21 protein-coding genes are annotated in these 19,855 nt (G+C 62.0%); 11 read left to right on the top strand and 10 right to left on the bottom strand.

Annotation, left to right across the window (positions count from 1 at the left end):
• Positions 1 to 142 precede the first annotated feature (142 nt).
• The 3 genes from NN662_RS08295 (at position 143) to NN662_RS08285 (ending at position 3,189) form a co-directional block, all read left to right on the top strand.
• The gene (locus tag NN662_RS08295) at positions 143 to 1,141 is read left to right on the top strand and encodes an ABC transporter substrate-binding protein (protein ID WP_261931908.1); all 999 of its coding nucleotides are present in this window, start codon (positions 143 to 145) and stop codon (positions 1,139 to 1,141) included.
• Positions 1,142 to 1,295: 154 nt separating this feature from the next.
• Positions 1,296 to 2,141 (top strand): ABC transporter permease, encoded by an 846-nt coding sequence (locus tag NN662_RS08290; protein ID WP_410010971.1) that lies wholly within the window; start codon positions 1,296 to 1,298, stop codon positions 2,139 to 2,141.
• Positions 2,134 to 3,189: a glycine betaine/L-proline ABC transporter ATP-binding protein gene (locus tag NN662_RS08285; RefSeq protein ID WP_261929811.1), complete on the top strand. Its 1,056-nt coding sequence runs from the start codon at positions 2,134 to 2,136 to the stop codon at positions 3,187 to 3,189. Before NN662_RS08290 ends, NN662_RS08285 begins: the two co-directional genes overlap by 8 nt.
• 27 nt (positions 3,190 to 3,216) lie before the next feature.
• Here NN662_RS08285 and serA read toward each other — a convergent pair whose 3' ends face one another.
• Together serA and NN662_RS08275 are read right to left on the bottom strand one after the other, a co-directional pair.
• On the bottom strand, positions 3,217 to 4,455 hold the full coding sequence (gene serA, locus NN662_RS08280) for a phosphoglycerate dehydrogenase (protein WP_261929810.1): 1,239 nt from the start codon (positions 4,453 to 4,455) through the stop codon (positions 3,217 to 3,219).
• Positions 4,456 to 4,708: 253 nt separating this feature from the next.
• Positions 4,709 to 5,413: a class I SAM-dependent methyltransferase gene (locus NN662_RS08275; RefSeq protein ID WP_261929809.1), complete on the bottom strand. Its 705-nt coding sequence runs from the start codon at positions 5,411 to 5,413 to the stop codon at positions 4,709 to 4,711.
• A gap of 69 nt (positions 5,414 to 5,482) precedes the next feature.
• Between NN662_RS08275 and NN662_RS08270 the strand changes: the two genes are divergently transcribed.
• Both NN662_RS08270 and bmt read left to right on the top strand, forming a co-directional pair.
• Positions 5,483 to 6,247, top strand: a complete 765-nt coding sequence (locus tag NN662_RS08270) for an AraC family transcriptional regulator (RefSeq protein ID WP_261929808.1) — start codon at positions 5,483 to 5,485, stop codon at positions 6,245 to 6,247.
• A 108-nt stretch (positions 6,248 to 6,355) separates the two neighbouring features.
• A complete protein-coding gene (gene bmt, locus NN662_RS08265; protein ID WP_261929807.1) occupies positions 6,356 to 7,363 on the top strand; it encodes a betaine--homocysteine S-methyltransferase in 1,008 nt (335 codons plus the stop codon).
• Between the two features lie 22 nt (positions 7,364 to 7,385).
• Here bmt and NN662_RS08260 read toward each other — a convergent pair whose 3' ends face one another.
• Both NN662_RS08260 and NN662_RS08255 read right to left on the bottom strand, forming a co-directional pair.
• Positions 7,386 to 8,303 carry a TolB family protein gene (locus NN662_RS08260; RefSeq protein ID WP_261929806.1) on the bottom strand — a complete coding sequence of 306 codons (918 nt, stop codon included), beginning with the start codon at positions 8,301 to 8,303 and terminating at the stop codon, positions 7,386 to 7,388.
• A complete protein-coding gene (locus tag NN662_RS08255; protein ID WP_261929805.1) occupies positions 8,304 to 9,302 on the bottom strand; it encodes a hypothetical protein in 999 nt (332 codons plus the stop codon).
• Positions 9,303 to 9,483: 181 nt separating this feature from the next.
• On the opposite strand from NN662_RS08255, the gene NN662_RS08250 reads away from it, so the two are divergent.
• The 3 genes from NN662_RS08250 (at position 9,484) to NN662_RS08240 (ending at position 13,346) form a co-directional block, all read left to right on the top strand.
• Positions 9,484 to 11,196, top strand: coding sequence for a hypothetical protein (locus NN662_RS08250; RefSeq protein WP_261929804.1), 1,713 nt, complete (start codon positions 9,484 to 9,486; stop codon positions 11,194 to 11,196).
• Positions 11,193 to 12,911 carry a glycosyl transferase gene (locus NN662_RS08245; RefSeq protein WP_261929803.1) on the top strand — a complete coding sequence of 573 codons (1,719 nt, stop codon included), beginning with the start codon at positions 11,193 to 11,195 and terminating at the stop codon, positions 12,909 to 12,911. The genes NN662_RS08250 and NN662_RS08245 overlap by 4 nt, the downstream gene beginning before the upstream one ends.
• 87 nt (positions 12,912 to 12,998) lie before the next feature.
• Positions 12,999 to 13,346 (top strand): hypothetical protein, encoded by a 348-nt coding sequence (locus NN662_RS08240; protein ID WP_261929802.1) that lies wholly within the window; start codon positions 12,999 to 13,001, stop codon positions 13,344 to 13,346.
• Positions 13,347 to 13,377: 31 nt separating this feature from the next.
• Here NN662_RS08240 and NN662_RS08235 read toward each other — a convergent pair whose 3' ends face one another.
• From NN662_RS08235 to NN662_RS08220, 4 genes are all read right to left on the bottom strand, one after another.
• Positions 13,378 to 13,653, bottom strand: coding sequence for a hypothetical protein (locus NN662_RS08235; protein WP_261929801.1), 276 nt, complete (start codon positions 13,651 to 13,653; stop codon positions 13,378 to 13,380).
• An 81-nt stretch (positions 13,654 to 13,734) separates the two neighbouring features.
• A complete protein-coding gene (locus NN662_RS08230; protein WP_410010916.1) occupies positions 13,735 to 14,484 on the bottom strand; it encodes a phosphodiester glycosidase family protein in 750 nt (249 codons plus the stop codon).
• A gap of 67 nt (positions 14,485 to 14,551) precedes the next feature.
• Positions 14,552 to 15,244, bottom strand: a complete 693-nt coding sequence (locus NN662_RS08225; RefSeq protein ID WP_261929800.1) for a ferredoxin — start codon at positions 15,242 to 15,244, stop codon at positions 14,552 to 14,554.
• A 98-nt stretch (positions 15,245 to 15,342) separates the two neighbouring features.
• The gene (locus NN662_RS08220) at positions 15,343 to 16,923 is read right to left on the bottom strand and encodes a trimethylamine methyltransferase family protein (protein WP_261929799.1); all 1,581 of its coding nucleotides are present in this window, start codon (positions 16,921 to 16,923) and stop codon (positions 15,343 to 15,345) included.
• 273 nt (positions 16,924 to 17,196) lie between these two features.
• Between NN662_RS08220 and NN662_RS08215 the strand changes: the two genes are divergently transcribed.
• Complete coding sequence (locus NN662_RS08215; RefSeq protein ID WP_261929798.1) at positions 17,197 to 17,898, top strand: corrinoid protein; 702 nt, start codon at positions 17,197 to 17,199, stop codon at positions 17,896 to 17,898.
• A 72-nt stretch (positions 17,899 to 17,970) separates the two neighbouring features.
• On the opposite strand, the gene NN662_RS08210 is transcribed toward NN662_RS08215, so the two are convergent.
• Entirely contained in the window at positions 17,971 to 18,132 is a 162-nt protein-coding gene (locus NN662_RS08210) for an entericidin (protein WP_261929797.1), read from the bottom strand.
• A 114-nt stretch (positions 18,133 to 18,246) separates the two neighbouring features.
• On the bottom strand, positions 18,247 to 18,408 hold the full coding sequence (locus tag NN662_RS08205; RefSeq protein ID WP_261929796.1) for an entericidin: 162 nt from the start codon (positions 18,406 to 18,408) through the stop codon (positions 18,247 to 18,249).
• Positions 18,409 to 18,492: 84 nt separating this feature from the next.
• Here NN662_RS08205 and NN662_RS08200 point away from each other — a divergent pair, with 84 nt between their 5' ends.
• Entirely contained in the window at positions 18,493 to 19,104 is a 612-nt protein-coding gene (locus tag NN662_RS08200) for a DUF1638 domain-containing protein (protein ID WP_261929795.1), read from the top strand.
• 102 nt (positions 19,105 to 19,206) lie between these two features.
• Complete coding sequence (locus tag NN662_RS08195; RefSeq protein WP_261929794.1) at positions 19,207 to 19,854, top strand: exopolysaccharide biosynthesis protein; 648 nt, start codon at positions 19,207 to 19,209, stop codon at positions 19,852 to 19,854.
• Position 19,855: the final 1 nt, after the last annotated feature.

Raw genomic sequence — 19,855 nt, 5'->3', positions numbered from 1 at the left:
CGTTTTCGCCACCGTTCGTAGCCTTCGCGGGTCTTTCGGACGCGACAGGCAGACGGAAGATTGCCCCAAGGGTCGGTTGGCTTGCAGTGGCCGCCATGACCGATAAGGACGAGCTGCAGGAGGTTGGAGGCCCCACATGACGATGAAGACGATCATCACCGCCGCAGCATTCGCCGGCGCGGCATGCGCCATGTCAGGAACGGCGAAGGCAGCCGAATGCGGCGATGTCTCGATTGCCGAAATGAACTGGGCGTCGGCGGGCGTCGCCGCCAATATCGACAAGATCATCCTCGACAAGGGCTATGGTTGCAACGTCACGCTGGTGACGGGCGACACCATCCCGACATTCACATCCATGAACGAAAAGGCCGAGCCGGACGTGGCCCCGGAAATGTGGGTGAACTCCGTGCGCATCCCGCTCGCCGAGGCCGCCAAGGAAGGCAGGCTGATCCAGCTGTCGCAGATCCTGTCGGACGGCGGCGTCGAAGGCTGGTGGGTACCGAAATACTTTGCCGACGCCCATCCGGACATCAAGACGGTCAAGGACGCGCTCAATCACCCGGAACTCTTCCCCGCCCCCGAAGACCCGTCGCGCGGCGCCGTCTTCAACTGTCCGTCGGGCTGGGGCTGCCAGATCAACAATGTCAACCTCTTCAAGGCCTTCAAGGGCGAGGAACACGGCTTCGACCTGGTCGATACCGGCTCCGCCGCCGGCCTCGACGGTTCGATCGCCAATGCGTTCGAAAACCAGAAGCCGTGGTTCGGCTACTACTGGGCGCCGACCGCCATCCTCGGCAAGTACGACATGGTCCGCCTGAGCTTCGACGTCGATTTCGACAAGCAGGCCTGGGACAGCTGCATCACCGTCGTCGATTGCGCCGATCCGCAGCCCAACACCTATCCGGTCTCCGACGTCTACACGCTCGTCACCAAGAACTTTGCCGACAAGGCAGGCGTTGCGATGGAGTACATGAAGAAGCGAAAGTGGGCCAACGAGACGGTCAACAAGGTGCTGGCATGGCAGGCCGACAAGCAGGCATCCAACGAGGACACCGCCTACTACTTCCTGGAAACCTATCCGGATGTCTGGAAGGCCTGGGTCGAGCCGGATGTCGCCGAAAAGGTCAAGGCAGCCCTGTGAGGCCCTGAAGACCGACAGTCACACAATCCAACGGGCCGGAGACGCGTCTCCGGCCCGTTGGCAATGAAGAAGACAAGAGGGCACGACATTGGCAATTCAATGCACCTTGTTGCCGGACCTGTTCTGCAATTTCCCCGAAATCGACGGCAGTACCATGCGCACGGTCAAGCGCAGCATCGACACCGGCTTCAAGGCGCTGGTGCGCCAGTATGGCGATGCCATCGACAATGCCGTGCAGCCGCTGCAGTGGTTTCTCAACTGGTTCCAGAAGCTGCTGGTTGACACGCCCTGGGTCGTCATCATCGCCGTTGTCCTGGCAATCGTCTTCATCGCCTCACGCAGCTGGAAGATCACCCTCGGAACGGCACTCTCCATGCTGGCGATCGGCGCCGTCGGCCTTTGGGAAGACACGATGATCACGCTGGCCATGGTCACCGTCTGCACCCTGCTCTCCATCGTCGTCGGCATCCCGATCGGCATTCTGATGGCGCGCTCCGATCGCTTCCAGGCCGTCGCCACGCCCATTCTCGACGTCATGCAGACCATGCCGAGCTTCGTCTATCTGATCCCGGTCGTGATGATCTTCGGCATCGGCAAGGTTCCGGGCCTCATCGCGGTCGTCATCTACGCCATCCCGCCGATCATCAGGCTCACCAATCTCGGCATCCGCCTCGTCGACAAGGAAGTGCTGGAAGCGGCAAACGCCTTCGGCTCGTCGGCCCGCCAGAAGCTGATGAACGTGCAGATCCCGCTGGCCCTGCCCACCATCATGGCCGGCATCAATCAGACCATCATGATGTCGCTCGCCATGGTCGTCATCGCCTCGATGATCGGCGTCGGTGGTCTCGGCCGCAACGTGTTGCAGGCGATCACCAACCAGTATTTCACCGTCGGTTTCCTGAACGGCTTCGCCCTCGTCGCCATCGCCATCATCTTCGACCGCGCCAGCCAGGCCTATGGCAAACGCCTGCAGAAGCATTCCGAGGTCGTCCATGGCTAGTCAGGACATCGACATCCGCAATCTCTTCAAGATTTTCGGCCCTAACGGCGCCCGCTATATCGATGACGTCAGGCGCGGCCTCAGCAAGGCCGACCTGAACGAGAAGCACGACCACGTGCTCGGCCTCAAAGACATCAGCATCACCATGCCGGCCGGCAAGATCACTGTCGTCATGGGACTGTCGGGCTCCGGCAAATCGACGCTGATCCGCCACATCAACCGGCTGATCGACCCGATGGCAGGCGAAGTGTTCTACGAAGGCCGCGACATCTGCACGATGAACGAACGTGAGCTGCGCGATTTCCGCCGGCACAAGACGGCCATGGTGTTCCAGAAATTTGCCCTTCTGCCGCATCGCACGGTCATCGAAAACACGGTCTACGGCCTCGAAATACAGGGCGTCCCCGCCGCCGAACGGCGCAGAAGAGGCCGCCACTGGATCGATCGTGTCGGCCTTGGCGGCTATGAGAACCACTACCCCAACCAGCTTTCGGGCGGCATGCAGCAGCGTGTCGGCCTGGCCCGGGCACTTGCAAATGACGCCGACATCCTGCTGATGGACGAGGCCTTCTCGGCGCTCGACCCGCTGATCCGGGTCGACATGCAGGGCGTGCTCCTCGAACTGCAGGCCGAACTCAACAAGACCGTCGTGTTCATCACCCATGACCTCGACGAAGCGCTGCGGCTCGGCGACAAGGTGGCGGTGTTGAGGGATGGCGAAATCGTCCAGCAAGGCAGCGGCCAGGAGATCGTCCTGTCTCCGGCCGACGACTACATCGCCTCCTTCGTCAAGGAGGTAAACCGTGGCCGGGTCATTCAGCTGAAGACCATCATGTCGCCGCCGGCGGATGAGCCGCTGGGCATCCCGCTCGACAGCCGCACCGTGCTCGAGGACGCCGCCCGGCAGATGACCGAGGCCGGCGCCTTCTCCACCCATATCCAAGACGAAAGCGGCAATACCATCGGCACCACCGATCTCTCCGCCATCATCAGCGCCATGGTGACCCCGGTCGGGCATAATCACCATGAAACACAGGCGGCCCGCTGAAAGGCAGGGCCGCCTTCCATCGGCTCCTCAGTACAGCAGGCGCGTGCGGATGGTGCCGGGGATCTCGCGCAGCGCATCGAGGATCTCGTCCGCCTGGCTACCGACATCATCGGCCTCGATCACCACATAGCCGGTATCGCCATGAGTCTGCAGGAACTCGCCGGAGATGTTGACGCCGCGCGACGAGAAGATGGTGTTGAGGCTGTTGAGCATGCCCGGCCGGTTCTGGTGCACGTGAATGAAGCGCGTGCCGTTCGGATGCGGCGCCAGCTGCACCTGCGGGAAATTGACCGCGCCGAGCGTCGAGCCAACGTCTGAATATTCCACCAGCTTGCGCGACACCTCGCCGCCGATGCGTTCCTGCGCCTCTTCCGTCGAGCCGCCGATATGCGGGGTGAGAATGACATTCTCCAGCCCCTGCAACGGGGTGACGAACCGCTCCTTGTTTGACGCCGGCTCCTTCGGGAAGACGTCGACGGCGGCACCGGCCAGATGTCCGTCCTTCAGCACCCTTGCCAGCGCGTCGAGGTCGACCACCGTGCCGCGCGAATTGTTGATGAAGATGCCGCCCTTCTTCATCCGACGCAGTTCCGCTTCGCCGATCATGTTCTGCGTCGAAGGCGTTTCCGGCACGTGCATCGTCACGAAGTCGGAGATTTCCATGAGCTCGCCGAGCGAAGCCATCGATTCCGTGTTGCCGTGGCGCAGCTTGTCGGAAAGGTCGAAGTAGCGCACGTTCATGCCCATGCTTTCGGCGAGAACGCTGAGCTGCGATCCGATGTTCCCGTAGCCGACGATACCGAGCGTCTTGCCTCGCACCTCATGGCTGCCGACCGCGGACTTGTCCCAGCCGCCGTCATGGGCAGAGACGGAGCGCGAATAGATGCGCCGGGCGAGCATGATGATCTCGCCGATCACCAGTTCCGCCACCGAGCGGGTGTTCGAATAGGGCGCGTTGAACACCGGAATGCCGCGTTTGCGGGCGGCTTCGAGGTCAACCTGGTTCGTCCCGACCGAGAAACAGCCGACGGCGATCAGCTTCTTGGCGGCATGATAGACCTCTTCGGTCAGCTGGGTGCGCGATCGGATGCCGATCATGTGCGCCTCGGAAATCAGTTCCTTCAGCTCGCTGTCGTCCAGCGCCTTCGGCAGATGCGTCAGATTGGTGTAGCCGGAGGAGCGGAAATAATCGACGGCGCTCTGGCTGATGCCTTCGAGCAGAAGGACGGAAATGCGGTCGCGGGAAAGTGAGAGATGCCGGGTCATCAGACTGCTTTCAGTTCGTCAATGGGGCGACGCTAAGGTCGCATGGGGCCGAAAGGGTATGGCTGCCGCGTGGTTTAGCGGCCCTGCCCCCACTCCCGCAAGGGCAAACTCCGCCAAACGCCCAGCATGGGAGCCTATGCCGCAACCGTTATCACCCGCGATCATGGCAGTCGCATAAAGGCGTGCCGGTCAGATCGGCCGAGACCGGATCCGAAACCCCGCAAGTCGACGCACCGTCGCGATTGCGGTGCGGCTATCGTCGCCGCGCGTGCCACGCCCCCCAGAAGAGACTTGAGAAGAATTTGAGCGGTGCGTCGAAGCCGGCGGCATCCAGCAAATCCGCAACATGCTGCTCGGATCGCGGTGGGACCGCGCCGGACATGATGGTGGCAAGCTTGGCGTCCGCCTCCTCCCCTGCGGCCCCAAACAGCTGCCATCGCCGACCCCAGGCTGCGCCAAGCAGGGGCTCCGAAGCGTACGGACGATAGTTGCCCGCGAGGATCAGCGATCCGCCGGCTTTGAGCCGCGCCCCCGTCTCGCGCAACAGCGCCGCCTTTTCCATGTCGACGGCGATATGATGCAGGACACCGATCATCAGGGCCCCGTCAAAGGCCGGCTCGCGCGGCAAGGTCGCCAGATCGCCGTTGACGAACCGCACCCGTCCCTCAAGCCCGTCCGCCTCGATCCGCGACCTGGCGAGATTAAGCATCGGCTCCGATGGATCGACCGCAACGAACGTCCAGCTCTGCTCGAGCGTGGCCGTCGTGATGATCTCGCCCGCCGTCCCGCCGGCGCCGACGACGAGGATGGACGCGTCACGCCGACCGTCGAGCGCGGCGGAAAGGATGCACGCGCAAAGCTCGTGGCAGGCATCATAGCCGGCAAGGGCAATGCGCGCCTGCTGCGCGTACTCACCTGCCCGGCCCTCATCAAACTTTGCATGCGAGGACGATGTCATGTCCCAACCCTTTCCATTTTGTCTGCGGAGCATGATAACGAACGTGCGGAACCACATTTCGGGAATCTCATGACTGAAAATTCCAAAGCACAAAGAAAGCATGACCGCCTGTTCGCGTTCCTGCGCGCCTTCCCGCTCGAGGCCCATCCCTGCCCTCATCCCGATTCGGCAAACCTTCTGGTCCTCGGCGCCGATGGCGGAGATCGGCCGACACGCCTCATCTACCGCCCCCGCGCCGGTGGACGGTGCGACGGCATGACGGTTCTGGCAGCGGCAAGTCTCAGCTTTGGCGGCAGTCAAAACCCGCTGGTCGGTGCCCTCCCGCCCGAAATCGCTTTCGATCTGGCCGACGAGCCGGAACTCGATGTCCTGTCGCGCATGCTGATGTCCGAACTCACCGTATCGAGGTGTGGCGGCGGCTTCATCGAAACGCGCCTCAGCGAGATTGTCGTCGTGCACGCGATCCGGCGGGCGATCGCCAATGGCACGGTCAATGCCGGCTTGATGGCCGGGCTTGCGCATAAGGATCTTAACCCCTGCCTTGTCGCCATGCATGATGATCCCGGACATCCATGGACGATCGGCAGCCTATCGGAGATTGCCGGAATGAGCCGAAGCCGCTTCATCCGGACCTTCACCCAAACCGTCGGACAACCGCCGCTGGCCTATCTCACCCAATGGCGATTGACGCTCGGGCGTGTGGCTCTGGTCGAAGGACATACGGTGAAGGTTGCAGCCGGCAAGGTCGGATTTTCAAGCGCGGCAGGCTTCTCCCGCGCCTTTTCGCGGGTCTTCGGCCATGCGCCAAGCACCGTGGCGTCGCATGATGCTTGAGCCACACCGGCACCGGGTCGCAAATGCGACAGCCGCGCGCGCATCCACCGTTGCAATCATATAAAGAAATCTTTATATCCTCTTTCAAACGATATTCGAGGACAGATCATGACCGCACCCAACCCGCTTCAGGACCTTCTCGCCGAAAAGGGCATTCTGCTCGCCGACGGCGCCACCGGCACCAGCCTGTTCGCCATGGGCCTGGAATCGGGGGAAGCGCCCGAACTGTGGAACGAGGCGCAGCCGGAAAAGATCACCAAGCTGCACCAGGACTTCGTCGACGCCGGCGCCGATATCATTCTCACCAATTCCTTCGGCGGCACGCGTCAGCGGCTGAAGCTGCATCACGCACAGGACCGCGTCCACGAACTGAACAGGAAGGCTGCGGAAATTGCCCGTGCCGTCGCCAGCAAGGCGCCGCGCAAGGTCATCGTTGCCGGTTCCGTCGGACCGACCGGCGAACTCCTGCAGCCGCTTGGTGCTCTGACCTTCGATGAAGCCGTCACCTCGTTTGCAGAACAGATGGCGGGCCTCAAGGAAGGTGGCGTCGACATCCTCTGGATCGAGACCATGTCGTCTCCCGAAGAAATTCGCGCTGCGGCGGAGGCCGCCGTAAAGACGGGCATGCCATACGTCTACACCGGCTCCTTCGATACGGCCGGCAAGACGATGATGGGCCTTGCGCCACGCGACATCCACGGCGTTGCAGCCGATATCGGCGACGGCCCGACGGCGGTCGGGGCCAATTGCGGCGTCGGCGCATCGGACATTCTCGCGAGCCTTCTCGACATGACGGAGGCCGATCCGAATGCGGTCGTCGTCGTCAAGGGCAATTGCGGCATCCCGGAATTCCGCGGCACCGAAATCCACTATTCCGGCACGCCGCCGCTGATGGCTGAATACGCTCATCTGGCCGTCGATGCCGGCGCCAAGATCATCGGCGGCTGCTGCGGCACCACCTGCAACCACCTCGCCGCCATGCGCCAGGCGCTCGACGCCCATACGCCCGGCCCGCGCCCGACAATCGACACCATCGTCGAGAAGATCGGCCCGCTGCGCAACAAGACGGCCGATGACAGCGCGCCGTCGCGTGAACGCAAGCGCCGTCGCGGCTGAGACCCGACCAATATCCGCCGGCTCACTCTGACGACTTGCAGTCGGCGGCTTTCGCCCGGAAGATCCGGAACACACCCGCGACCTGCTTGTGGAAGTAGAGCGCGCAGCCATCCGGCGCGACGCTCGGTGCTTCGACATAGCCTTCGATCGCCGCGATACGCTCCGGCTTGCCGAAGCGATCGGACGTCGACGAGCGGGTGGCGACATAGATCGCGAATTCCTGGCCGATTCCGGTCTCCCGCGCCTTGCGGTCGGCGCGGGTGAAATAGAGCGTTAGCTCGTCCGCCGACGTACTCGGCGCATATTCAAACCGGCCAGTATTGATGTTCTTGAACAGGTCATCGACCCGCTTGGGGCGCTTGAAACTGCCGTCACCCTGCCGATCGGCGAGCAGGATATCGGAACTCTCGAGCTTGCGGTCGATCAGCCCCAGATGATTTTCGGTGAAATAGAGGGTCTTGCCGTCGGCACTGATCTCGTCGTCTATGTTGATCCATTGCGGCTGCCGCTTCTGCGCGTCGCCCCGGACATGCGCCACATCGGTCACGGCCTCGTCGGCGAACTTGCCCTGCCAGAGCGTATCCTCTGAGCGCTGATAGTCGCGCGGCGAGATGAAGTAGATGTTGCCGTCCTTGTCCATCGACGCGGAATCATCGACTGCCGTTGAATTCAGGCCTTTCAGGGCTCCGACGAAAGTGAAATGCGTGTCGTCGACCTTGGTGGCGAAATAGATGTCCGTCCCGTCGCCCGGCCGGTTGCGGTCGTTGAAGAACAGATATTTGCCGTCGCGCGAGATGAACGGCTGCATCGCCTGGCCGCTGTAGCCGGAAATCACCACCGGCTGCGGCGTTTCGAAATCCGCAGGCCCGGCGAGCGCGGCGTCACCGACCGTCAGGAGACCGAGGAAGCCGCAGAGCGCGATGACCGTGCGCCTGCTCATCTAGCGCACCATCGCCTGGCGGAAGAAGTGGATATAGCCGTCCTTGAGCCCCGGCCTCAGGCGCTCGACCATCAGCAGGGCGAACTGGAAGATTTCCATCTCGTCAGAAGATTTCATCGCCAATTCGCAAAGATAGCGGACTTCGGGATCGTAGCTCTCCGGATGTTCCGCAACCTGCTTTGCATAACCGCGCAGATAGCCGGTCACCGTCTCCTTTGCGGTTTCCAGCGCCAGCTGCGGTCCGAGCGGCGATGACGCCCTGGCCACCAGGATGAAGGTGTCGAGATAGCGAAGCAGCCCCAGATATTGTTTGTAGTTTTCGCCGAGTCCGGCATCGACGAAGAGCTTCTTCTCCGCCTCCTTGACCAGGTCCGGCGTGCTCCACTGGTGGAAATTGTAGCGGAACAGGATCGACGGGTCGTAGGCCATCTTGCCCGAGGAAAACATCGCCTCGACCTGCGACCAGTCGCAATAGCCGCCCCGCGTCGGATGGCTGCTGTCGAAGAGCTGGAAGAGCCGCAGATACGGCTCGCGCCGGAAGATGCTGTAGAAGGCGGAATTGTCGCCGCCGGCAACCCCCAGATATTCGTGGATGCGTGCGCCCGGCTTGCTGGCGTTGATCGCATATTCCTTGCGCCGGATCGTGCCCTTGCCGGGAATGAACACCTCCGTCATCGGTCGAACGCCGATGCAGTCGGCCGGAAGCTCTGCCAGATTGTAAGGTTCGGCGGTATCGAGCGCGTAGAGAAAATCGTCGTCGCCCATCGGCAGCACGAACGGTGTCGTCGCCTGGCCGATGGCGAATGTGAAGTTGGCGGTGGCATCCGGAGCGCTCGATTCCACCCGAATGACGAAGGGCGCCAGGGTGGCCAGATAGGCCGCCTTTTCCGGATCGCCGGAATTGTCGGCAACGACCGCCACGGCGCCCCGTGCCTTGCAAAACGCATGGGCGCTGTCGATCGACGGACGGCTCCCCTCAAGATTCCTCTTGCTCGGCATGCAAATGGTCAGCAGCGACATCCCCGGCCCTTCGATCTCTTGTCCAGCATGGCGTCGACTCATTGACAGCCCGATCGCCGAAGCCTTTCCCGTGGCGCCGGTCCTGTCAACTCGGAAGGGACAAAAGCCCTGAGCCAGCTTGAATGCTATCATCGCGCTCAAACGGAAAGGATTCGCCGGAATGTCGGCTCTCTTGCATCAAGCGCTGGTCTTCTACAAGGCAGGCGATTTCGCCCGCGTCACCGGCGAGATCGCACCGGACGCCATCGGCCTCACGAAGCCTGAGCCGCAGCTGTCGCTCGTCCTGGCGCAATCCTTCATCAAGCAGGACCTGAAGGCCGAAGCCGCCGACTGGTACTGCCGCGCGGCGGGTCCGATGGGGGAGAAAGGCGCGCAGCTGCTGACCCTCGCAGCAGACCTCTATGCCCGCTGCCGCAAGCCATCGCTGGCGATCGAGGCCGCACGCGGCGCCATGCGACTGACCCCGTCCGATCCGAAGACGTGGGACATCTACAGGAAGTGCCTGCGCGAATATCTGCTGTTCGAGGAATGCGCGGCCAGCAATGCCGATCTCCTTCGTCGGATGAAGGCCGGCGATCCGCCGGCGCTGGCTCTGGAAAAGCCGCTCGACCATATTTCCTGGTGCGCCGCCGAGGCGATCAATGCCCGGATCACGCGGATGGACGGAGACCCGTTCGATCCCGCCGTCCGTGCGGCCCGCCATACCCGGCCGCATCGCTGGGGCGACCGGATCCGGATAGGTTACCTTTCCAACGACTTTTCCAGCGCGCATGCAACCATGATCCTCATGCAGGGCGTGCTGGCCGCGCATGACCGGACCGAATTCGACATTACGCTCTTCTGCCATACGCCGGATGCGCTCGTCGCACGTGACAGCGGACTGAGGGCGACCTACGGCCGGATCGTGCCGGTGGGCCATCTGACCGATGAGGACGCCGCCGGGCTGATCCGCGCGGAAGAAGTCGACATCCTGGTGGACCTGAAGGGACACACCAAGGATGCGCGCCTCGGCCTCGTCAATTCGGGTCTGGCGCCGATCCAGGTCGCATGGCTCGGCTTTCCGGGCTCCGGCACCGGCATCGACTGCGACTATGTCATCTCCGACAGGATCGTCACGCCCGAGACGTCGAAGCCGCATTATCACGAGAAGCTGTGCCGTCTGCCCGACTGCTACCAGCCGAACGACAGCCGTTACCGTCCCCTGCCAGCCGCCGCCGACCGGTCGACACTCGGACTGCCGGCGGACCGCTTCGTCTTTGCCTCCTTCAGCGAACAGCGGAAGATCACCCCCGAAACGTTCGACCTCTGGATGCGGATCCTGCGGGCGACCGGCGACAGTCTCCTGTGGTTGAAGGTCGAGGACCCGTTCGTCCGACAGAATGTCCTTGACGCGGCCGGAAGGGCGGGCATCGCGCCAAACCGGATCGTCTTCGCCGGCTGGGCAGCCTACGGGGACCATCTCGCACGACTGCAGGCTGCAGACCTTTGCCTCGACACCTTTCCCTATAACGGTCATACGACGACGTCCGACGCGCTCTGGGCCGGGCTGCCGGTGGCAACACGCAAGGGATCGCACTTTGCCGCGCGCGTCTCCGAAAGTCTTCTGTCTGCCGTAGACCTTGCTGGCGATCTCGTCGCCGAGGACGATGACGGTTTCGTCGACCTCTGTGTGGCGCTCTATCGAAATCCCGAACGTCTGGCCGAACTTCGTCGAAGGCTGACGACAAACCGGACCCGCGCACCGCTCTTCGACACGTTGCGCTTCACCCGCCATCTGGAGAGCGCCTATCGGATGATGGTCGAGCGCGCCCGGTCGGGCCTTGCGCCGGATCATATCGACGTTCCCGCGATCGACGGACCGCCGGCCACATGAGTTCTATTCTGGAAGAAGCGCTGACCGCCTACCGCGCCGGCGACCTGACACGGATCACCGCTGAAATCGCCCCGCGGGCGGAAGGCGAGGTCAGTCCCGACAGTCAGCTCTGCCTCGTGATCGCCCAGGCCTTCGCCAAGCAGGATGCCGGCGTGAAGGCGGCACAATGGTATATCCGCGCCGCCCTGCCGCTCGGTGCGAAGGGCGCCGCACTCTTCGTGCTGGCCGCCAACCTCTTTCGCGGTGCCGGCCATCTGAAGCCGGCGCTCGCGGCCGCCCGGCAGGCGGTGGCCTTCGCGCCGAACAACGGTCCAGCCCTCGAAGTGCACCGCAAATGCCTGCGTGTCGCCCTCGCCTTCGACGAGATGGCCGAAAGCAACCGGCTGTTGCTCGATCGCCTCCGGAGCGGCGATCAGGCCGCCAATGCCGTCGACACGCCGCACTTTCACGTCTGTTGGTGCGCCGACGAGGCGATCAACGTCCGCGTTCGCGATGCGCATGGCCCCGCCCCTTTCACCGCGGAAAGCCGCGCGGCCAGACGCGCCTTTCCGCACCGCTTTGGCGACAGGATCCGGGTCGGCTATCTCTCCAACGATTTTTTCAGCGCCCATGCGACGATGATGCTTTTATCGGGCGTCCTGCGCCGGCATGACCGCAACCGCTTCGACATCACGCTCTTCTGCCACACGCCGCCCGATCTGGTCGCCAAGGACGATGGCCTGCGCCACTCCCTTGGTACCATCGTGCCGGTCGGCCATCTCGGGCCAGAGGACGCCTGCCGGCTGATCCGCGAACACGGCATCGACATCCTCGTCGACCTCAAGGGCCACACGAAGGGCGCGCGCATCGACATCCTCAATGCCGGCGCAGCACCGATCCAGGCTTCATGGCTCGGCTTCCCGGGTTCGGGCTCCGCCATCGATTGCGACTATCTGATCGGCGACCCGGTGGTCACGCCGGCAGGTTCGGCGCCCTTCTATCACGAGAAACTCTGCCGCCTGCCGGAGAGCTACCAGCCGAACAACAGTCTCGATCGGCCACGGCCGTCGGCAGCAGACCGGCAGGCACTCGGCCTGCCGGAAGACCGCTTCATTTTCTCATCCTTCAACTCGTCCTGGAAGATCTCCCCCGAGACCTTCGCGCTCTGGAGCCGTATCTTAAAAGAAACCGGCGACAGCCTTCTCTGGACGATGGTGACGGAACCGCTGGCGCAGGAAAACCTGCGGAACGCGATGGCAAAAGCCGGCGTCGACCCGGCCCGCATCCTGTTTGCCGGTCCGGAGCCCTACGAGCGCCATCTTGCCCGCGCCCAGGCGGCCGACCTGCACCTCGACCCCTTCCCCTGCAACGGGCATACCACCACCTCCGACATGCTCTGGGCCGGCGTTCCGGTCGTCACCATGAAAGGATCGCACTTCGCCTCCCGCGTCTCGGAAAGCCTGCTGCGGGCGCTGGACATGCCGGAGCTCGTCGCCGACAGCCCGGACGGTTACGTCGATCTCTGCACCTCGCTTGCGGAAAACCCGCAGGCATTACTGAGCCTGAGGAGCAAGCTCTCGGCGAACCGTGGCCGCGCCGCGCTCTTCGACACGGAACGCTTCACGCGCCATCTCGAAGATGGCTATTGCCTGATGGTCGAACGCGCCAAGGCGGGCCTGGAACCCGACCACATCGACGTCCCGGCCCGGCCGGTAAGACGAGAGCCGTTCATTTGAATGAGCCCGCGGCGTTTGGTTGCCGCAGCGGGTCGGGTATCCTGTCCTGGCAAGAACTGATTCCCGTAGATGACATGAGAGGCCGACATGCCCGGAAAATCCCTGCCCTTTCCCGATCGTGAAACGGTCGCGGCAAAGCTGTCGGCGCTCGGCGAGGATGATGTCGCCTATCTCAACCTGCTGTTTGAAAATTTCCAGCAGGACGAGAACCTCCTCGACGGTCTGGACTTCTATCTGAACAAGGCCGTGCAGGCCCCCTTCCTCAACTCGCTGAAACTGGAAAAATGCGGAGAATGGCTGGGAACGAACGCGCCATCGCGCCTGCAAATCCGCCTGATGGAACTCGCGCGCTCCAGCCAGCATCCCGCCTATGAGGCGTTCAGAAAGGGACTGACACGCTCCGGCGGTCTGGAGAACGCCTTCCCGAAGGTGTGAGACGACTTATGCGAGCCTACAACGACTTATTTCACTGCCCGTTAGCAGATTGGTCCTTATTGATTTGGCCTAGAAGCATCCTTCTTTTGGCATCCCTATAAAATAGGTAGATGATGAAAACGGCCAGACAGACACCGACAAAGAACAAAATCAAAAACATGACATCAGGCTTTTTGCCAGCATAGCTTAGATATCCGTCGTAGGTGAGGATGGGCACTACAGCGATAAAGAGCATCTGAAGCTTCTCCTTCAAAGTGACGTGGCGGAGAAATATGTCGAACACTTCTTTCAAGGAGGCTTTCGCCATTTTTGTCGCACGCCCTGTTATTCGATTTTACCCACTAACCGACACTAAAGGGAATTTTCCCACAAAGGCTACACCTGATGCTCAAGGCAGGCTCCCGACAACCGCGATGATCGTGCCGAGCGGAAACAGCGTGTCCTGCCGCTTCATCTCAGGAATGAACTGGCTGGATATGGTCCCGTCGAGGAACAGCGCATTGTCGCAGTCGAGCACATCGCGGTAGAGCAGCCCGAAATCATAGAAGCGAACCGGATTTTCCGAGGTGGCGAACACCACCCGCCCCTCGCCATCAACACCGACACCATTTCGGACCTTGAAACTGTCGCTGTCGGCGAGGAAGCGGGGATGCAGCTTGCCGTCGATCACCAGCATTGGCCCGGATTGCGTCGCGTAATCCGGCTTCAGGCCGCTTCCCGCATAGGCCTGCGTTTCCATCACCCCCGCCTTGCCGTCACCGACATAGAAGACGCCGTTCGGCAGCAGATGGAAATTGCCCCATCCGCCGCGGGTGCTGAGCGCCGAACGCTCGACGCCCTTTTCGATGAAGAGGCCGACCGGCGACATGTCGTAGTGATACATGCCGCCATTGACGGCAAAGCGCATGACCTCGCGATCGCGCCACAGCGCCTTGCCGAGCGCCGCGAAGCTACCATAGGGCTCGCCGCTCTCGTCGACATTGAAGATGCGGATATCCGCCTTGGCCGGCTCGTAGGTGCAGACGGTATACTCCGCCCCCATGTGATCGATCCTCCGGCAGGCGTCGCCTTCAGCCATGGTCAGACCGGTTGAACAGAACAGCATCAGCATCGAAAGCGCCAGAAAACGGCGGACCATAAGCACACTCCAGGAGAATCGTCTGGTGACTATATCGTCATAAATTGCGTCAAAGGCTGGAGCGGTTTCAGATTTTCAGCGCCTGCATGTGAAAACGCAATTGCGCTTCGGGATAACGATAGTCGCTGCCGACCGGACAGGCCTCGCGCGCCAGACAGCCGCCATCCAAGCAACCAGCCTGCCCTTCGGCAGTTGCGAGCCACTGCCGGCAAGGGGTGACCGCAAAGCCCGAGGCAGAGACCGCGCCGGCCGGACAACGCGATATGCAAGGCTTCCCTTCACAGTCGTCACAGGGATGGCCGCCCGCCGGTCCGTCCCACTCCCGCAAATGCGTCGCAAAGCCGATCGCACCCCGATAGCCGTGCCAGAGGCCATACTGCGGATGGATGAGGATGCCGAGCGGCGACGCCTTCAACCCTTCGGCCTGCCTCGCCCATTGCTGGAACGGCTGCCATGGTGGGTCCGACGGGAAATAGGCAGTACCGCCGAGAGCGATGGCGACCGGCGAAATCACTTCCTTGGACCATGCATCCAGCGGATCGCCGCCGCCACAATCCAACTGCGTGTTTCGCCAGCTGTCGAAATGCGACCAGAGCGAACCACCGATATTGCCGATCAGAATAACGGACCTGGCAGCACCGCCGTCGGCAAGGCGCGGCGCTGTTTCCTCGTCGTCAAAATTGACGGTGCCCCGAACGAAAACGCCGTGCGGCTGCAAGGCCGCACGGACGCTGTCGATCAGGCTTTTTTCGCCCATCATTTTCCGCTCTCGTTACGCCAGGGTTGCCATATGCCCTTCTGGACGAAGTCGGCAACCAGCGCGGCGCCGCCTTGCTCCCTGGCGGCGTCGGGCTCCTTTCAAGTAAAGGCGTCCGGCATCGAATCCTTCTTCTTCGTCACGAACTCGATAAGCGCCTCGTCGATCGCGGGATCGAGATACGGCGCCTCGTAGCTGTCGAGCCAGGAGCGGCAGAGCGCGTTGGCGCGTTCTTCCATGCGCTTCTGGCCTTCCAGCTCCCACTGTTCGAAGGAGTTGTTGTCCATCAGCGGCGAACGATAGAAGGCCGTCTGGAAATTGGCGCGGGTATGGTCGCAGCCAAGATAGTGGCTGCCCGGTCCGACCTCTCGGATCGCGTCCATTGCCTGGCCGTTTTCCGAAAGGTCGACGCCTTCGGCCATCTTTTGCAGCATGCCGAGCTGGTCCTGGTCCATCATGAACTTCTCATAGGAGGAGACCAGGCCGCCTTCGAGCCAGCCCGCGGCGTGCAGCACGAAGTTGGTGCCGGCAAGTAGCGTCGTGTTCAGCGTATTGGCGCTTTCATAAGCGGCTTGAGCATCCGGAACCTTGGAGCCGCAAAGGCCGCCGCCGGTACGGAACGGCAGACCGAGACGACGGGCAAGCTGCGCTGCACCGTAAGAAACGAGCGACGGTTCCGGCGTGCCGAAGGTCGGCGCACCCGACTGCATCGAGATCGAGGCCGCGAACGTGCCGAACAGAACCGGCGCGCCCTTGCGGATCAGCTGCGTGAACGAGGCACCGGCGAGCACTTCGGCAAGGATCTGCGTCAGCGTTCCGGCAACCGTGACCGGGCTCATCGCGCCCGACAGGATGAACGGCGAAAGCACGCAGGCTTGATTGTGCCTGGCATAGACCTTGAGCGCACCGACCATGGTCTCGTCGAACACCATCGGCGAGTTCGCATTGATCAGGTTCAGCGTCACGGTATTGTTCTCGACATAGTCGTCGCCGAACACGATCTTTGCCATCGCGATCGTGTCTTCGGCGCGCTCTGGCGCGGTCACCGAACCCATGAACGGCTTGTCGGAATATTTGATGTGGCTGTAGATCATGTCCAGGTGACGCTTGTTCACCGGAACGTCGACCGGCTCGCAGACCGTACCGCCGGAGGAATGCACGGAAGGCGCCATGTAGGCGAGCTTCACGAAATTGCGGAAATCCTCGATCGTCGCATAGCGGCGGTTGCCGTCGAGATCGCGCACGAAGGGCGGGCCGTAGACCGGTGCGAAGATCGTCGCCTTGCCGCCGACCTGGCAGTTGCGCTCCGGATTGCGGGCGTTCCACGTGAAGGTGCTCGGTGCCGTCTTCAGCAGTTCCCGGCAAAGGCCCTTCGGGAAATGCACACGCTGGCCCCTGACGTCGGCCCCGGCTTCCTTCCAGAGCGCCAGCGCCTCGGCGTCATCGCGGAACTCGATGCCGGTTTCCTCCAGAACGGTGTCTGCATTCTTCTCGATGAGTGCCAGACCTTCCTCGTCGAGGACCTCGTACTCCTTGATCTTGCGCTGGATATAGGGCTGGGAAACGCCCGGACCGCCGCCGGAGCGCGATGCGCGCCGTGCTGCTGCTCCGCGTCCTTCGCTGCGCGACCGCCGTCCGCGGCCTTCCGAGCTGCCTTCCAGTTCAACCGGTGTATCGTTCATGGTGCTTCCTCAATCCAGCGTCCGAAAAATCTCGATCGGCGCGTCCTCTCTTTCACCAATGCTATCCGTTTTGAAAGAGGAAACATTTCTCAATGCGCCAAGGACTGCCGCAAGGCGGACATTCGACGTCTGAAAACGACCTCACGCTCCGTCGTATTTTTGCAAGTCGCACGTCGTTTTCGAAATGCGTTTTTCCGCGAACACGTTTAGACTGCTGCCATCTGTCATGGAAATCACTGGTTTCCATAGGTTTTGTCGCAATGGGAGGCATGCATGTCTGACGATGAAATCATTCTTTCGGAACTGTCGGACGACGATCTTGTCCTGCAGATGCATGACGATCTCTATGACGGCCTGAAGGAAGAGATCGAGGAAGCGACACGCATCCTTCTCGACCGCGGCTGGACACCTTACGACATCCTGACCAAGGCGCTGGTCGAAGGCATGCGAATCGTCGGCATCGACTTCCGCGACGGCATCCTCTTCGTTCCCGAAGTGCTGCTGTCGGCCAACGCCATGAAGGCCGGCATGTTCATCCTGCGGCCCCTGCTCGCCGAAACCGGCGCACCGAAACTCGGCAAGATGGTCATCGGCACCGTCAAGGGCGACATCCACGACATCGGCAAGAACCTCGTCGGCATGATGATGGAAGGCGCCGGCTTCGACGTCGTCGATCTCGGCATCAACAATCCGGTCGAGAAATATCTCGAAGCGCTGGAAACGGAGAAGCCCGACATTCTCGGCATGTCCGCCCTGCTGACGACGACCATGCCCTACATGAAGGTGGTTATCGACACGATGCAGGAAAAGGGCATTCGCGATGAATATATCGTCCTCGTCGGCGGCGCGCCGCTGAACGAGGAATTCGGCAAGGCCGTCGGCGCCGACGCCTATTGCCGCGATGCCGCCGTCGCAGTGGAAACGGCCAAGGACCTGATTGCCCGCAAGCACAACACCCTGGCATCGCGGGCCTGAAGGCAGGCAATCATCATGAAAAAGGCGCGGTCCCGGACCGCGCCTTTTTCATATTCCGAAGAGCTTTGACTGTCACATCGAATGCGCGACGTCCTCGCCTGCATCCTTTGTCGCATCGACCATGTTGGCCGTATCCCGGCCAAGGCCGCGTATGGTGTTGCCGCACGAGGACAGCGCCGCCGCAAGGGCGAAGAAAACAAGCAGAGCTTTGATTGAATGGCCGAGCCTGAGCATTTGATCTCCCTGAATCACGGTGAACGACCGAGATATGACAGAGAAACCAGACGAAAAGCGAGCCAAATCTGACGGCCGGTCGCAGCTTTCAGGAAGCGGCGAACCGGCGTCTGATCAGTTTGCCGAACGGGCCACGTCGTTGCCGGCCGCCTGCGTGGCGTTGACGGCGTTCGCCGTATCCCGGCCGACGCCGCGGATCGTGTTGGCGCAGGATGCAAGCGACAGAACGCCAGCAGCAGCGACACCGGCGATGATTATGCGTTGAGCTTTCGACATGTTAGCCTCCTATGTTGCCTTGAGAACAGACCGACGGCGACCGCCCCGATCATGGTGCCTCATAACGTTAAACGGAGAAAGTCGATGTCGGTTCCATCGATACGTGTAATTGCCTGCGGCGCATTGGCGCGGGAGATCCTGGCGGTCTGCGAAGCCAACGGATTGTCACATGTCGACCTCATCTGTCTGCCGGCAATTCTGCACAATCATCCGGAGAAAATCGTTCCCGGCCTGGAAAAGGCGATCGCCGAGGCGCGAAGCGAAGGCTTCGACCGGATTTTCCTTGCCTATGCCGATTGCGGCACGGGCGGCGCCATAGACAGGCTGTGCGAAAAGGAGGGCGTGGGCCGTCTCGCCGGACCGCATTGCTATTCCTTCTTCGTCGGCAACGAGGCCTTCGCCAAAAAGTGGGACGACGATCTCTCGGCCTTCTTCCTGACCGACTTTCTCGCCCGCCAGTTCGAGGCCTTCGTCGTCGAACCGCTCGGCCTCGACCGCCACCCGGAACTGCGCGACGCCTATTTCGGCCACTACACCAAGCTCATCTATCTTTCGCAGGTCGAGGATACCGCTCTTCAGGAGAAGGCGAGAAGGGCCGCAGACTTTCTCGGCCTTACCTACGAATATCGCTTCACCGGCTATGGCGATCTTGCCACCGACATCCTACATGTTGCCGAAGAAGCACGAAGCGACTGATTTTTTGGCGCCCGGCCTCCTGCCTTAATAGCTTAATAATCGGCCTGTAAGACAATTCAGAATACGAAAGCCCCACCAGAAGGTCGAGAAGGCGTAAGACGAGTGACCGACAGTACAGCATCGTTTTCCGGTATGACGGCAAAGACAACGACCGAAGAGCATCCGCCGAGCCTTTCCGATCTGTTACAGCACATTGCCATGAACGCCGGGCCGAAAATCAGCCTGCGCGATCTGGCCGTCGCCTTGGAAGACCGCTCCTTCGGCGCCTTCCTCGTCGTCTTTGCGCTGCCGAACCTCGTACCCATGCCGCCGGGCGCCACCCTGCTCCTCGGCCTGCCTCTGATCTTCGTTGCCTGGCAGATCCTCTCGTCCAACCAGACCCGGATCTGGCTGCCGCGTCGCATCGCCGACTACACGATGGAGAAGGAGACCTTCGTCCGCATCGTCGGCCGTGTCGTCCCCTGGCTGCGCTGGATCGAGACCTGGATCAAGCCGCGCTTCTGGTTTCTCGAAACCCGCTGGTCCGAGCGCCTGCTCGGCATATTCACCCTGGTCTTTGCCATCGTTGTCTTCCTGCCGATCCCCTTCGGCAACTGGCTGCCGGCACTGGCGCTCGCCATCATCGGGCTTGCGATGACCGAACGCGACGGCGTCGGCGTCATTGCCGGCGCGATCATCGGCGTCATCTCCACGATCATCGCCACGGCCGTGGCGCTCGCCGCCAAGGCGATCTTCATGGCGATCTTCTGAC

Origin of the sequence: Rhizobium sp. NRK18 (assembly GCF_024385575.1) — a bacterium.
Lineage (GTDB): Bacteria > Pseudomonadota > Alphaproteobacteria > Rhizobiales > Rhizobiaceae > JANFMV01.
Note: the sequence above shows the minus strand (reverse complement) of the source record. Positions and strands in the feature narration are given on the sequence as shown.

Excerpts from the sequence above, each read along its gene's own strand:
- NN662_RS08295 (WP_261931908.1), top strand. The coding sequence starts at position 143 with ATGAAGACGATCATCACCGCCGCAGCATTCGCCGGCGCGGCATGCGCC.
- NN662_RS08290 (WP_410010971.1), top strand. The coding sequence starts at position 1,296 with ATGCGCACGGTCAAGCGCAGCATCGACACCGGCTTCAAGGCGCTGGTG.
- NN662_RS08285 (WP_261929811.1), top strand. The coding sequence starts at position 2,134 with ATGGCTAGTCAGGACATCGACATCCGCAATCTCTTCAAGATTTTCGGC.
- serA (WP_261929810.1), bottom strand. The coding sequence starts at position 4,455 with ATGACCCGGCATCTCTCACTTTCCCGCGACCGCATTTCCGTCCTTCTG.
- NN662_RS08275 (WP_261929809.1), bottom strand. The coding sequence starts at position 5,413 with ATGACATCGTCCTCGCATGCAAAGTTTGATGAGGGCCGGGCAGGTGAG.
- NN662_RS08270 (WP_261929808.1), top strand. The coding sequence starts at position 5,483 with ATGACTGAAAATTCCAAAGCACAAAGAAAGCATGACCGCCTGTTCGCG.
- bmt (WP_261929807.1), top strand. The coding sequence starts at position 6,356 with ATGACCGCACCCAACCCGCTTCAGGACCTTCTCGCCGAAAAGGGCATT.
- NN662_RS08260 (WP_261929806.1), bottom strand. The coding sequence starts at position 8,303 with ATGAGCAGGCGCACGGTCATCGCGCTCTGCGGCTTCCTCGGTCTCCTG.
- NN662_RS08255 (WP_261929805.1), bottom strand. The coding sequence starts at position 9,302 with ATGCCGAGCAAGAGGAATCTTGAGGGGAGCCGTCCGTCGATCGACAGC.
- NN662_RS08250 (WP_261929804.1), top strand. The coding sequence starts at position 9,484 with ATGTCGGCTCTCTTGCATCAAGCGCTGGTCTTCTACAAGGCAGGCGAT.
- NN662_RS08245 (WP_261929803.1), top strand. The coding sequence starts at position 11,193 with ATGAGTTCTATTCTGGAAGAAGCGCTGACCGCCTACCGCGCCGGCGAC.
- NN662_RS08240 (WP_261929802.1), top strand. The coding sequence starts at position 12,999 with ATGCCCGGAAAATCCCTGCCCTTTCCCGATCGTGAAACGGTCGCGGCA.
- NN662_RS08235 (WP_261929801.1), bottom strand. The coding sequence starts at position 13,653 with ATGGCGAAAGCCTCCTTGAAAGAAGTGTTCGACATATTTCTCCGCCAC.
- NN662_RS08230 (WP_410010916.1), bottom strand. The coding sequence starts at position 14,484 with ATGGTCCGCCGTTTTCTGGCGCTTTCGATGCTGATGCTGTTCTGTTCA.
- NN662_RS08225 (WP_261929800.1), bottom strand. The coding sequence starts at position 15,244 with ATGATGGGCGAAAAAAGCCTGATCGACAGCGTCCGTGCGGCCTTGCAG.
- NN662_RS08220 (WP_261929799.1), bottom strand. The coding sequence starts at position 16,923 with ATGAACGATACACCGGTTGAACTGGAAGGCAGCTCGGAAGGCCGCGGA.
- NN662_RS08215 (WP_261929798.1), top strand. The coding sequence starts at position 17,197 with ATGTCTGACGATGAAATCATTCTTTCGGAACTGTCGGACGACGATCTT.
- NN662_RS08210 (WP_261929797.1), bottom strand. The coding sequence starts at position 18,132 with ATGCTCAGGCTCGGCCATTCAATCAAAGCTCTGCTTGTTTTCTTCGCC.
- NN662_RS08205 (WP_261929796.1), bottom strand. The coding sequence starts at position 18,408 with ATGTCGAAAGCTCAACGCATAATCATCGCCGGTGTCGCTGCTGCTGGC.
- NN662_RS08200 (WP_261929795.1), top strand. The coding sequence starts at position 18,493 with ATGTCGGTTCCATCGATACGTGTAATTGCCTGCGGCGCATTGGCGCGG.